Below are 13,362 nucleotides of genomic sequence, written 5' to 3' on the forward strand. Positions count from 1 at the left end.
AATGTTTGATCTCACAGGCCGCAAGGCTCTCATCACAGGTGCGACAGGTGGAATTGGTGAGGCAATTGCCAGAGCACTGCATGCCCAGGGTGCCGTCGTTGGCCTGCATGGCACCCGCGTTGAAAAGCTCGAGGCTCTGGCTGTCGAACTTGGCGACCGCGTGAAGATTTTCCCGGCCAACCTCTCCAGCAGGGACGAGGTCAAGGCACTGGGCGAAAAGGCGGAAGCTGAACTCGAGGGTGTCGAAATCCTCGTGAACAATGCGGGCATCACCAAGGACGGCCTGTTCGTGCGTATGAGCGATGCGGATTGGGACAGTGTGCTTGAGGTCAATTTGACCGCTGTGTTCCGCCTGACCCGCGAATTCACCCATCCGATGATGCGCCGCCGCTATGGCCGTATCATCAATATCACCTCGGTGGTTGGCGTAACCGGTAATCCCGGCCAGACAAATTATGTGGCATCGAAGGCTGGTCTGATCGGCTTTTCCAAGTCGCTGGCGCAGGAGATCGCCAGCCGCAATGTTACGGTCAACTGCGTTGCGCCCGGCTTCATCGAATCGGCCATGACCGACAAGCTCAACGACAAGCAGAAGGAAGCCATCATGTCCGCCATTCCGATGCGCCGGATGGGCACGGGCGCCGAGGTTGCTTCGTCGGTTATTTACCTGGCCAGCAACGAGGCGTCCTATGTCACCGGCCAGACAATTCACGTCAATGGCGGCATGGCAATGATCTAACCCGGCTGCATTGGGCTACATGTTGTGCCCGATGGTATCAGTGGGTATCGTCCCCAATCACATTTATGAGATTGAGGCCGTGAATAAAGCGTGATAAGTCGCGCTCCAGTCTGGGCAATCAAACCGATTTGATGCCCTTTCAATTCCGCAAGGAAAGAACCGCAAGGAATGGGTGTTTTAGCTGCTGAACAGGGTGAAACAACCATCTTATTGCTTGATTAGAGTCATCCGTGCCGCTAACCAAGGCATAGGGAAAAACAAACAGGTTGAGGTTTCCACATGAGTGATACTGCAGAACGCGTCAAGAAAATCGTTATTGAGCATCTGGGCGTTGATGCCGAGAAAGTCACCGATGGTGCGAGCTTCATCGACGATCTGGGCGCAGACAGCCTGGATACTGTCGAGCTCGTGATGGCTTTCGAAGAAGAGTTCGGCGTTGAAATCCCGGACGATGCTGCTGAGACCATTCTGACAGTCGGCGATGCCGTTAAGTTCATCGACAAAGCATCTGCCTGATTTTCGTTCGGCTCGCCATCGCATGGATCGTGATATAAGGTGTTCTGCCTTGCTCATTCATGCATGGGGCCGGAAACAATCATGTTGCGTATGACATTGAAGGATCGGCCATGAGGCGTGTTGTCATAACCGGCCTTGGGCTGGTGTCTCCTCTTGCATCCGGTGTTGAAGCCACCTGGTCGCGGCTTCTTGCTGGCCAGAGCGGTGCCCGGCGTGTAACTGAATTTGAAGTTGATGATCTGCCTTGCAAGATTGCCTGCCGTATTCCGGTCGGCGATGGCACGGACGGCACGTTCAATCCGGATGATTGGATGGAGCCTAAAGAGCAGCGCAAGGTCGATCCCTTCATTATCTACGCTGTTGCGGCTGCCGATCAGGCGCTTGCGGATGCCAAGTGGGCGCCGGAAAGCGATGAGGATCAAATCCGCACCGGTGTTTTGATTGGATCGGGTATTGGTGGTCTCGAAGGCATTGTTGAGGCGGGTTACACCCTGCGCGACAAGGGTCCACGCCGCATCTCTCCCTTCTTCATCCCCGGTCGTCTGATCAATCTGGCCTCTGGACACGTTTCCATCAAGCACAAGCTTCGCGGCCCCAACCATGCCGTCGTCACAGCCTGCTCGACAGGTGCGCACGCCATTGGCGACGCATCGCGGTTGATCGCGTTCGGCGATGCTGATGTCATGGTCGCCGGTGGGACGGAATCACCGGTGAGCCGTATCTCGCTTGCCGGCTTCGCCGCCTGCAAGGCGCTTTCGACTGCGCGCAATGACGATCCCACTGCGGCTTCCCGTCCCTATGACGACGACCGGGACGGTTTCGTCATGGGTGAGGGTGCAGGCGTTGTCGTGCTCGAAGAACTCGAGCATGCGCTTGCACGCGGCGCCAAGATCTATGCCGAAGTGATTGGCTATGGCCTGTCGGGTGACGCTTATCACATCACTGCACCTTCCGAGGACGGTGAGGGCGCCCAGCGCTGCATGGAGATGGCGTTGAAGCGCGCCGGTATAACGCCAGACGATATTGACTACATCAATTCGCATGGCACCTCGACGATGGCAGATACCATCGAGCTCGGCGCCGTCGAACGTGTCGTTGGCGATGCGGCATCAAAGATATCGATGTCGTCCACCAAGTCTTCGATCGGTCACCTTCTTGGTGCGGCCGGGTCGACCGAGGCGGTCTTCTGCGCTCTGGCGATCCGCGACAATATCGCTCCGGCAACGATCAATCTGGATAAGCCGTCCAGGGAAACCAAGATCGATCTGGTTCCGCACAAGCCGCGTGAACGCAGGATCGATATCGCACTGTCCAATTCCTTCGGATTTGGCGGCACCAATGCCTCGCTGGTTCTTCGGCGTTATCAACAGTGATTGATCCCCTTGCGACAGCGCTTTCGCGCTTTCGCCATATTCACAATCGATTCTACCGGCTAGACCACTATTCTAGCCGGTTAACATATTCCGAGGTGCTTGCGTGAGCTCAGATCAGCCGTCTGAAGAGACCAACGGTTCAGCCGCGGCTAACGTGCCGGATCGCAAGCCGATTGTGCCGCAATCGGCCTCCGAAGCGCTGCGTCCTGAGCCCGGTACGCCGCCCCCTGCTCCGAAGAAGCGTTCCCGCCGCGCTCGCAGCCAGATCGTCGTTTTTGCCAACTTCATGTTATCGCTTGTCGTGCTCGTGGTGATTGCGGCCGCAGCAGCGGTTTATTTTGGCAAGGTCGCGTTCAACGAGCCAGGCCCCACCGACGTCGCCACCAATTATGTCGTCAAGAGCGGTACTGGCATAACGGAGATTGCCGACGGGCTCGAGCGACGCGGAATCATTTCTGACGCGCGCGTCTTCATGTACGGCGTTCAGGCCTATGGCTACCAGCGCGATATGAAAGCTGGCGAGTATGAGATCAGGGCTGGGGCATCCATGCGCGACATCATGGACCTTTTGCGCAGCGGTAAGTCAGTGCTTCATTCGCTGACTATTCCGGAGGGTCTTACTGTCGAACAAATATTCCAGCGCGTTCAGGAGGACGACGTACTGACGGGCGACCTGCCAGCCATCATGCCGAGTGAAGGCTCACTCTTCGCCAATACAATGCGTTTCTCTCGCGGTACGACTCGCGAAGAACTCGTGAAGAAGATGCAATCGGACCAGAAAAAGCTGGTCGAGGATATCTGGGAACGCCGTGACCCCAATATTCCGCTCAAGTCGATCGAGGAGTTTATAACGCTTGCATCCATCGTCGAGAAGGAAACCGGGAAGGCCGACGAGCGGCCGCGCGTTGCCGCCGTTTTCATCAATCGACTGAACAAGAAGATGCGCCTGCAATCCGATCCGACGATCATTTACGGCCTGTTCGGCGGCAAGGGAAAGCCTGCTGATCGGCCTATCCTCAAATCGGATCTGGAGAAGCCGACGCCGTATAACACCTACACGGTGAATGGCCTCCCACCAGGTCCGATCGCAAATCCTGGCCGCGATGCACTGGAAGCCGTTGCCCATCCCTCGCAGACCAAGGAGCTTTACTTCGTTGCCGACGGCACCGGCGGTCACGTGTTTGCCGAGACGCTCGAAGAACATAATGATAATGTGAAGCGTTGGCGCGATGTCGAGAAAAACCGTTTGGATGAAGCAGCCAAGGCGGCGACCGGAGATAAGAATGCCTCGCCGGACGCGGACAGCGGCAATTAGAACGAAAGGCCTGATTGCGATCGGGCCTTTATCGTAGGGGGGACATATGTCTTTGCAGAGCATGACGGGATTTGCCCGTCACCTCCGGAATAGCGCCGGGGCGCAGATCTCGTGGGAAATCAAGTCTGTGAACGGCAAAGGCCTGGACGTGCGGTTTCGCCTGCCTGCAGGTTTCGAGGCCGTGGAGCAGAAAGCCAGGGCCCTGTTCAATCAACATTTCAAGCGGGGCAATTTTCAGGCGGCCCTGTCTGTCGACACGAGTACCGGTAGCGCCAAGGCGACGATCAATCAGCCGCTCTTGCGGGAATTGGCCACTATAGCTGCCCACTTGCGCGAGGAATATGGCCTTACGGCGTCGACGCCGGAGGGCCTGATGGCACTCCGCGGCGTTCTGGAAGTGCCGCAGGAAGCGACTGCGCCCGAGCATCAGACGGAGGTCGAAAGTGCTGTTCTGGCCATTCTGGATGAGACGCTCATTCAGTTGGCGCATAATCGTCAGGCCGAAGGCAAGGCCCTTGGCGAGATTCTGACTGTCCAGATCGCTACAATAGAAATGCTGGTAGAACAGGCAAAGCTCGATCCTAGCCGATCAATCGATGCTGTTCGTGCTCGTCTTGCCGCACAGGTTGCGCTATTGCTCGATGCCGCCCCGGTTTTGGATGAAGCAAGATTACATATGGAGGCGGCATTCCTGGCCACCAAGGCCGATATTCAGGAAGAGCTTGACCGGCTGGAAATGCATATCGCGTCGGCCCGAACCCTCCTCAAGGAAGGAAACGGCGTTGGCCGCAAGCTCGATTTTCTGACACAGGAATTTAACCGCGAGGCGAATACGCTCTGCTCCAAAGCCAATGCTGTCTCCATCACGTCGATCGGGCTTGACCTGAAAGCCGTTGTGGATCAATTGCGCGAGCAGATACAGAATCTGGAGTAGATATGCTCAACCCATCGCACAGCATCAAAAGACGCGGTCTCATGCTTGTCCTGTCGTCGCCGTCGGGAGCGGGAAAGTCGACGCTTGCCCGAATGCTGCTCACTGACAAGGAAGAGCTCGACCTGTCGCTTTCGATCAGCGTGACGACCCGTCCGCGCCGCGCAAGCGAGATCGATGGCGTGCATTACCATTTCATCTCGGTGCGTGAATTCGAACGCCGGCGTGACAATGACGAATTGATTGAATGGGCCGAAGTCCACGGCAATTTCTATGGCACCCCTCGCGAGGCTGCGGAAAATGCGCTCGCCGACGGCCAGGACATGCTTTTCGATATTGATTGGCAGGGCGCGCAGCAGCTGCAGGACAAGATGAAGGGCGATGTCGTCAGCATCTTCATCCTTCCCCCATCCATGGCCGACTTGAAGCAGCGCCTGCACAGGCGTGCAGAAGACACCGAAGAAGTGATCGAGATGCGTTTGCGCAATGCGCGCAACGAAATCGAGCGGTGGCGCTCCTACGACTACGTCATTGTCAACGAGGATCTCGACAAGGCATTTCATCAGGTTGTGTCGATTGTTACGGCCGAGCGCCTGCGGCGTGACCGCTGTCCCGGTCTGTTCGACTTCGTCAGTAGTCTTCTCGACGAGAAGCTCGACTAAAGTGCATTCGCGAGCGCGACAAACTCGTCGATCGACAGCGTTTCGGCGCGACGGGTTGGATCGGTCCCCACGCGTGTGAGCAGAGCTTCCCCGCCCAGGGACTTGATGCTCTGGCGCAACATCTTGCGCCGCTGGCCAAAGGCGGCCTGGGTGAGGCGGCCAAGCGTCGCCGCATCGCAGGCAAGCGGCGCATCTCGTGGCACAAGATGGACCACGGACGATGTGACCTTCGGCGGCGGCGTAAAGGCTTGCGGCGGGACGTCGAACGTAATCCTTGCTTCCGTCCGCCAGCCCGCTAGAACACCGAGCCGGCCATAGGCCTCGGATCCGGGGCGAGCGACGATGCGCTCGGCCACCTCGCGCTGGAACATCAATGTCAGCGATGCAAAGAATGGCGGCCAGGGCTCGCTCAACAACCAGCCAATCAGCAATTGGGTACCGACATTATAGGGGAGATTGGCAACGATTTTCACTTTGTCGCCGCCCGCCAGCGCGGCAAAGTCAGTTTCGAGTGCATCGCCGGCGATGACGCGAAGACGCCCTGGATAATGGCTGGATATTTCCGCCAAGGCGGCCAGGCAACGCTCATCGCGCTCTATCGCAATGACAGTGGCGCCTTGCGCCAGGAGGGCACGTGTGAGACCGCCAGGCCCTGGCCCGACTTCGATGACCGTTTGCCCATGCAGATCGCCCGCTTGGCGCGCGATTTTGGCCGTAAGATTGAGGTCGAGCAGGAAATTTTGGCCAAGTGATTTCTTCGCCATCAATTCATGACGATCGATGACTTCACGCAATGGGGGGAGGCTGTCGATGCTCATGCCGCGGGGCGCTTTTGCTGCACACCATGTGATGCAAGTTCATCGGCAAGACGCAGGGCAGCAATGAGGCTGTCCGGTTTTGCCTTGCCGGTCGCCGCAATGTCGAATGCCGTGCCATGATCCGGTGACGTGCGAACAAATGGCAAGCCGAGCGTGACATTGACGCTGTCGTCAAACCCAAGTGTTTTCACAGGGATCAATGCCTGATCGTGATACATGCAGATCGCAGCATCGTAGGTGGCACGGGCAGCAGCATGGAACATCGTATCGGAAGGGAGTGGTCCGCGTGCATCGATGCCTTCTGCCCGCAGTGTCTCTACAGCAGGGCAGACAATTTTTTCGTCCTCCTCGCCCATGCTGCCGCCTTCACCTGCATGAGGATTGAGGCCCGCAACGGCCAGCCTTGGATTGGCGATTCCAAACTGGTCCTTCAGCGCGGTGGCGGTGATCCGCGATACAGAAACTATCTTCGCGGTGTCGAGAGCAGCCGGAACCTTGCTCAATGCGATGTGAATTGTTACGGGAACGGCCCGAAGCAGCGGTCCTGCCAGCATCATTACCGGTGTCACCTCATAGCCGAGGTGAGCGCCAGAAAGATGCGCCAGAAACTCCGTATGTCCGGGGAAATCGAAACCGGCCTCATAGAGCGCTTTCTTGGCAATCGGGCAGGTGACGACCGCGCGTGACCGTCCCGCAAGTGTCAGGGCAACGGCCTGCTCGATGGCTTCAATAGTCGCCGCAGCGTTATTGGCGAGCGGTAGACTCGGATGATCCGTCTGGCGATTCTCGAGGGGCACGATCGGTAAGGCACGGCCAAACACATGGCTTGCTTCTTCCGGTGTCGTGATCTCAATGGGACACTTTTGGCCGAGTCGCATCGCGCGCGACGCAATAAACTCCGGGTCTGCCAGGAGGAAAAAGGCCGGTAGCTGAGTTTTCTCACGCAACATCCACGCGGATATGGCGATGTCAGGTCCAATACCAGACGGTTCACCAGAACTGACGGCGAGTGCGGCGTTCATGCGGAGGCAATCCAGTCGTTGGCATTATTGATTGACGATGGTCGCCTTCTTGCGCAATTCATCGAGATACTTCTTGTCGACTGCTTGTACGGTAGCGTCTTGCTTGCCGTCAGCTGACGCTGCAGCAGCTTCCTGCGAAAAGACCATACGCGCTACACGGTCATCGGACACTTGGCGGGTGGCGCAAACGCCTAGAAATTCAACGCCTTTGTCCGTATCCTGGATTGCAGTCGCCTGGCCCACCGGAGTGGAAATGACTTGCTTGGACCATTCCGGTGGCAATTCCTGTTCGATGAATTTACCGAGGTCGCGCACTGTCACGTCCAGTGTACCTTTGGCGATATCCCGTGTCGTGTTGCACCCGCTGAATCGAGCGCGCAGGGCACTCGCTTCGCTGCGACGCTTCGGCAAGATACCGCGATTGTTGGCTGGCACGACGAATATGACCTGTTGCAACTGATACTCAGTAGACACGGGCTTCTTGCCACCATCCTTGAGCATGCGCTGCACGGCATCCTGCTCACTGACCTTGGCGCCACCCTGTGAACGGTTGCGAGTCGACAGTGCACGGCCCCAGCTCATCTGAAGACGGACATATTCCTTGAAGTGGCCGGATGTGACACCAGACTTTTCGAGCACACCCGTGAGCTGATCCTGGGTCATCTTGTTGTTGGTGGCGAATCGCGCGAAGGCGTCGTTCACCTCATTGTCCGAAACAAGCATGTTAAGGCGCTTCAGTTCCTGGCGTTTCAATGCCTCGTCCGTTAGCTCATCGCGCGCCTGTTGCGTAAGGTTACCCTTCTTGCGCTGCAGCTTCAGGAACGCGGCACGTCGGGCAATGTCGTAATCGGTGATAGGAGCGCCATTGACGACAATTTTGATCTCGCTCGCCGCAGCAGGCAAGGCCGCGCCAGCCGTCAGTGCAGAACTCAATGCGGTGGCGATCGCCGCTGCAAGAATATGCTTCCTCACCATCATTTCTCACTATTTCCGATCATATACCATTCTATACGAATGGGTTTTGCAGTGTGTTTGGAGTGCTCAATTCCACTTTATTGTCGCTTTACTAAGGCAAAAGCATGACTGGCCGCAAGTACGGCCAGTTCAGACAAAGTGATTAGATCCCACCAATATCGACTGGCTTGCCGATTTCCCCCAAGGTCCGGAAGGAAATGTTAAAGCCCCACGTCGTCGTCTGGTCGCCTTGGCTACCGTCGGCGGTAACAGGCTCTTCCCGCGTATAATACATCATGTAGGTGAAGCACTCGTCGTCATAGGCGAGCGCAGCGGTCTGCTTTACAAGAGTCTCCGAAACAATGTCGTAGGTACCAGAGCCGAGCAGGCGCCAGTTCGGCGTCATTTTTGCCGAACCGCCAAGCGTGACCTCATGTCTATCATCTTCGAAACCATAGGTTGGCTGCTGGTCGATGAAGGCGTACTTCACAAACAATGATCCATATTTGCCAGTGTTTGTACTCGCCACTTCGACGCGCCGCACTTCCAACGATTCCTTGTCGAATCGGCCGCCCGTGGTGACGTTGAACGCGCCTCGGCTCGCGCCGATCATGGCGACATAGTCGGAACGCGACGATTCGAGCCCGGATTCTGCGCCCGCATTGACGAAATCGGCCGTTGCGAATGAATTCAGGCCGCCTAGCTGGAAAGACTGGCCCGCAATACCATTGAGCGACCAGCCATTGTTGAATGTTCCAGAGTAGCGAACGCCAAGATTGGCCCGCGTACCGCCCTCGACCCGGTCATAACCCGAGAACTTGTCACGATCGAACAGACTTGATGCATCGAAGACAAAGCTCTGCGCGTCTTCATTAGGCATTTCGCCGGCGTAGGGCTCGTTGTTCCGCACAAAAAGCTGAGCCGTCGGTTCGAGAACATGGGTCGAACTGGTGCTCGAAAACAGAATTGGCCATCGCGTTTCAAGGCCAGCGGTTGCCATGGCGCGGAAGGCCTCGGAGCGTGTCACGCCAATTGAGTCGGAGTCGACATACATACCGTCGCCGCGCAAGGCGAGAAGGGGGGTGATAACCAGACCATTGTCCGCTATGAAGGTCCGCTTCCATTCCGCCTCGGCGGTGATGCGGCCGTCATTGCCCTCGACACCTGAGAGGTAGCCGGCGCGTTCCAATCCGATGGGCGTCGTGCCATCCTCGCGGTCGCGGTGCAATGCCTGCAGGTTCACATCGAAATTAAGCTCGCCTCCGGCGACAGATTGCGTCGGCGTATAGGCATAATCCAGACTTGGCAGAACCCAAGGCTGCTTGGGTTGGGACGCGTTGGGGTTGGAGTTAAACCAGCTCTCCTGGACCAGGAATTGATAAAGCCTTACGTCGAAATAGTTCCGGCCGTTAAGGCCAGTCAAATAGAGCTGGTTTGTAATGTTGTAGGCATCATAGCCCTCGATACCATACCGGTATGCAAAGGCCTTGTCCGATGGCACCATGGCGTTCCAGCCATAGGTCCAGCGCGGATTGATGCGGAAAGCGCCAGTCGTCGCGATCATTCCGCGCGTCGTGCTGCCGCGGTCGAGTTGATCGTCGTTATCGAATTCGTGGCGATCAAGCTGGTTTATTCCTGCAAGCTTGATGGTGTACGCACCATTCGCCAACCGGTGACGCCACTCGGCCTCGCCGAGAAAACCCTGCTTACTGTAATAAGTGCCTGTCGTCGTCAGATCGTAATTCGGAGCCAAGGCCCAGAAATACGGAACGCTGACGCCATAGCCGAGTTCAGATTCATACCGGTAGCTCGGCATGAGGAAGCCGCTCTTGCGCTTGACGGTCGGATCCGCGATCTCGAATGCTGGCAGGAATGCCAATGGCATGCCGAACATCTCAAAACGGCCGCGTTCAAAGCGAATGGTTTTCTTCTTGCCATTCCAGACGATCTTCTGTGCGCGCACCTGCCATAGTGGTGCCTTGTCAGGCTTGGAGCGGCAGGGCTCGCACGCAGTGTAGATACCGTTGTTGAAAGTCGTCAGTTCACCGCCGATGCGTTCGGCGCTCTCGGCTGCAAAGCGCGTATTGTCCGCTGCTTCGACACGCAAGGCATTGACGAACCCTTCTCGGAAATCATCGGTGATATCGAGATTGTCGGCATAGATGCGGTTGCCGTCCTTCTCAACGATCTCGACTTTGCCCATGGCCTTGAGACGGCCAGTGTTCTGATCATAGGTAACCTGGCGCGCGACGAGCCGGTTTCCGTCATAGTCGATCTGAACGCCGCCGACCGCTGAAATGGTCTTGGCGTTGATGTCGTAGATAAGCTCGTCCGATTCCAGCAGCATTTGAGCGTTTGGATTCGTCTCGATATTGCCGACGAGCGCATCGCCGGTCTGGGCATAGGCTGGGAGTGAAATCCCGCCCGCAAGGCATAGCAGCGCCGTCCCGCACGCAAGCCGTGCGAACCACGTCGGCAACACCGAGCGCGTTACATTCAATCCCACTCTAACCATCCTCCTTGTGCAACAGAAAGGAGACCCCAAAAAACGTTGCAATCAACACGGGTGTCCATGCGGCAATGAAAGGCGGGACGAATCCCGCATTGCCAAATGCCTTGACCACAACAGTGACGACATAAAGCACGAAGCCTGCGAGGACGCCACCCAGAATCATCGTGCCGGATTGTCCGAAGCGCACAAATTTCAGCGAAACGGTTGCGGCTATTAAAGTCATCGCCATCAGAAGAGCCGGCAAAGCCAGTAAAGACTGGAAATGCATGTCAAAAGCGTTGGCTGGATAGCCAAAAGAGCGAGCTGCGGCAATTTTGTTACGCAGCTCAAAAAAAGGAATCGTCTCCGGGCGGGCGAGGCTTTCTTCAACGAATTCAGGGCGAAGATGAGTCGGAATGCGCACCTCATCGAGGGAAACCGGTTTCTCGCCCTGCACGAATTTCGTCACCTCGGTCAACCGCCAGAAACCATCGTCGAGATCGGCGATCTTGGCATCCAGACGTTCCAGAATATCTTGATTCTTGTCGAGACGAATGAACGTGGAATCGACTAGTCGCAAGCCCCGGTTGACGACTGTCTTGGCGCCGATGATCGTCTCGCCATCCTCTGTTTTCTGGCGCAGCCAGGGTACGCGATCAGCCTGTACATCGTTGGCTTTTCCGGCTCGCCAGTTTGCAGTTATCTGCTCACTCCTTTCAAACCCCCAGGCAGCAAGCGGATTGACCACCAGCACCGCTGCAAGGCCGAAAAGGAAGGCGCCCGTGCAGGCCGGCAGGAGAAACTGCCACGCCGAAACACCAACCGAGCGGGCGACGACCAGCTCATATTTCCGGTTGAGGGATATGAGCGTTGCCATGGCTGCAAACAGGGCAATGAAAGGGAACACCTGTTGCATGATGTAGGGAATGCGCATCGCCGACAGGCCGAACGCCTGGATTGCGGAGTAGTCAGGCAAAGATGACAGTTTACCTGACAGTTCGGTGAAGTCGAGAATCAGGGCGAGAGCAAAGCTGCCCAAGAGGAAATACGCCGTGATCTTGGCGTAGCGCAGGAAGAAATAGCGTCCGAGGGTCCAGCCTATCATCATCTTCGCGCTCCGCGTTTGCGACCGAACCATTTCGCTCCAGCCCTGGCGAACGCCTCCTGTTGTGATTCAAAGGTGTTTCTGAACCAGTTGCTCCATTTGACCGGCACGCCAACCTGGCGATTCGTTGCAAGCGCGTAGATCGCGGCGAGGGCTGTGAGAATTGGGATGGCGAAGAGAAGCGGCAACATGGTAGCATTCTTGTCGGCGCTCTGGCCGGTTGAATACCCCAGCCAGAAAACGATGAGGCACAAGGTGATGGCGGTGAATGATGCAGATATGCGTGCTTCGCGATGCGAACGCGAATCTGCTGCTGCCGCCAGCGCAATAAGGGCAAAGACGATCGGATACATCCAATCGGTCAGCCGCTTATAGAGTTCCGTCTTATAGCGGAGTGGTTTCTGCTGAAATTGCTTGTCGTTCGGATCCGGGTTCCAGAGATAGTCAAGCGGACGGTCCTTTGGGAAAATGGCGGCTTCCTTGTCGTCCGATGACAGGAATGCTGCCAAATCAAGCGCATAGGTATTGAACTTAATGATCGATACGTTGCCGGTCTGGACGTCACGACGGTCAACTTCGCCATCTTTCATGATCAGCAGGCTCTGATTGCCGGTCTCAAATACAAGGCCGTCCTTGGCGTAATAAATCAGGTCCGTGGTTTTGTCGCGCGAATCCGAAACGAACAACCCTTTGATGGCTCCATTGGAATCACGGCTTTCGATTTGAAGATAGAGGTCGGTGTCGAGTTCCTTGAAGGTGCCTTGCTGGACCACGAGATTGATCACGTCTGCGCGCGCATCGGCGACCATCTGGCGCATGTTCATCTGGGAATAGGGGACTACGAAGTTGGCGATCAGAAAGGAAGCAACGGAAATGACAATCGCAAAGAGCAAAACCGGCCGGATCACTGCTGACCGCGGCGCGCCCGCTGCATTGATGACGACAAGCTCCGAATCCTGATTCATCGTGGAAAGGACTTGGGTCACTGCAATGACCAGTGCAAACGGCATCACGATCGGGAATGCGTTGGGCAGCAGGTTGGAACTGAATTTGATGATGTAGAAGAAGCTCTGACCGCTGGTGGTGAGGAAGTTGATGCGGCCTAGCACCTGGACGATCCATGTGATTCCGACCGCTGAAAGCAGAACGGCAAAAAACATGACGACGATCCGTCGCAAGATGTATATCTCAATCAGGCGCATGTCATGTTTCGCAAAAGAGTTCCGCCACCTTGTTCGACTAGCCGACCATTCATCTATGCCCTGGGATATAGGGCATTATTTTTGCCGCACTATGGGACGAACCCGTTACATGTTCAAAAAACCCGACATATGTTCAGTCTAGTCAGGCTTGGCTAAAAATAGGCGAAGAAAGCTGGTTAACAAGGCCTTAGCCAACCTCTTCGCCGTTAACCCCTCCATTCACCAGTTCTGGTG

The 13,362-nt window shown here is 56.4% G+C and carries 12 protein-coding genes; 6 read left to right on the top strand and 6 right to left on the bottom strand.

The window, feature by feature from the left end; genetic code table 11:
• Window position 1: 1 nt before the first annotated feature.
• The 6 genes from fabG (at window position 2) to gmk (ending at window position 5,536) form a co-directional block, all read left to right on the top strand.
• Complete coding sequence (gene fabG / locus CU102_RS15675) at window positions 2–739, top strand: 3-oxoacyl-[acyl-carrier-protein] reductase (RefSeq protein ID WP_106712041.1); 738 nt, start codon at window positions 2–4, stop codon at window positions 737–739.
• A gap of 279 nt (window positions 740–1,018) precedes the next feature.
• Window positions 1,019–1,255 (top strand): acyl carrier protein, encoded by a 237-nt coding sequence (locus CU102_RS15680; protein WP_091880344.1) that lies wholly within the window; start codon window positions 1,019–1,021, stop codon window positions 1,253–1,255.
• A 110-nt stretch (window positions 1,256–1,365) separates the two neighbouring features.
• Window positions 1,366–2,628, top strand: coding sequence for a beta-ketoacyl-ACP synthase II (fabF, locus tag CU102_RS15685; RefSeq protein ID WP_106712137.1), 1,263 nt, complete (start codon window positions 1,366–1,368; stop codon window positions 2,626–2,628).
• 103 nt (window positions 2,629–2,731) lie between these two features.
• Window positions 2,732–3,943: an endolytic transglycosylase MltG gene (gene mltG / locus CU102_RS15690; RefSeq protein WP_106712042.1), complete on the top strand. Its 1,212-nt coding sequence runs from the start codon at window positions 2,732–2,734 to the stop codon at window positions 3,941–3,943.
• A 46-nt stretch (window positions 3,944–3,989) separates the two neighbouring features.
• Window positions 3,990–4,877 carry a YicC/YloC family endoribonuclease gene (locus CU102_RS15695; protein WP_106712043.1) on the top strand — a complete coding sequence of 296 codons (888 nt, stop codon included), beginning with the start codon at window positions 3,990–3,992 and terminating at the stop codon, window positions 4,875–4,877.
• A gap of 2 nt (window positions 4,878–4,879) precedes the next feature.
• Window positions 4,880–5,536: a guanylate kinase gene (gene gmk, locus CU102_RS15700; RefSeq protein WP_106712044.1), complete on the top strand. Its 657-nt coding sequence runs from the start codon at window positions 4,880–4,882 to the stop codon at window positions 5,534–5,536.
• Here gmk and rsmA read toward each other — a convergent pair.
• From rsmA to CU102_RS15730, 6 genes are all read right to left on the bottom strand, one after another.
• Window positions 5,533–6,354 (bottom strand): 16S rRNA (adenine(1518)-N(6)/adenine(1519)-N(6))-dimethyltransferase RsmA, encoded by an 822-nt coding sequence (gene rsmA / locus CU102_RS15705; RefSeq protein ID WP_106712045.1) that lies wholly within the window; start codon window positions 6,352–6,354, stop codon window positions 5,533–5,535. The genes gmk and rsmA overlap by 4 nt on opposite strands.
• The gene (gene pdxA / locus CU102_RS15710; protein ID WP_106712046.1) at window positions 6,351–7,376 is read right to left on the bottom strand and encodes a 4-hydroxythreonine-4-phosphate dehydrogenase PdxA; all 1,026 of its coding nucleotides are present in this window, start codon (window positions 7,374–7,376) and stop codon (window positions 6,351–6,353) included. Before pdxA ends, rsmA begins: the two co-directional genes overlap by 4 nt.
• 24 nt (window positions 7,377–7,400) lie before the next feature.
• The gene (locus CU102_RS15715; protein WP_106712047.1) at window positions 7,401–8,354 is read right to left on the bottom strand and encodes a peptidylprolyl isomerase; all 954 of its coding nucleotides are present in this window, start codon (window positions 8,352–8,354) and stop codon (window positions 7,401–7,403) included.
• A 139-nt stretch (window positions 8,355–8,493) separates the two neighbouring features.
• Window positions 8,494–10,836, bottom strand: a complete 2,343-nt coding sequence (locus CU102_RS15720; RefSeq protein ID WP_106712048.1) for an LPS-assembly protein LptD — start codon at window positions 10,834–10,836, stop codon at window positions 8,494–8,496.
• A 1-nt stretch (window position 10,837) separates the two neighbouring features.
• Window positions 10,838–11,926 carry an LPS export ABC transporter permease LptG gene (gene lptG, locus CU102_RS15725; RefSeq protein WP_106712138.1) on the bottom strand — a complete coding sequence of 363 codons (1,089 nt, stop codon included), beginning with the start codon at window positions 11,924–11,926 and terminating at the stop codon, window positions 10,838–10,840.
• Window positions 11,926–13,128 carry an LptF/LptG family permease gene (locus tag CU102_RS15730; protein WP_106712049.1) on the bottom strand — a complete coding sequence of 401 codons (1,203 nt, stop codon included), beginning with the start codon at window positions 13,126–13,128 and terminating at the stop codon, window positions 11,926–11,928. The genes lptG and CU102_RS15730 overlap by 1 nt, the downstream gene beginning before the upstream one ends.
• Window positions 13,129–13,362: the final 234 nt, after the last annotated feature.

The organism is Phyllobacterium brassicacearum (assembly GCF_003010955.1).
In the GTDB taxonomy this organism is placed as follows: Bacteria; Pseudomonadota; Alphaproteobacteria; order Rhizobiales; family Rhizobiaceae; genus Phyllobacterium; species Phyllobacterium brassicacearum.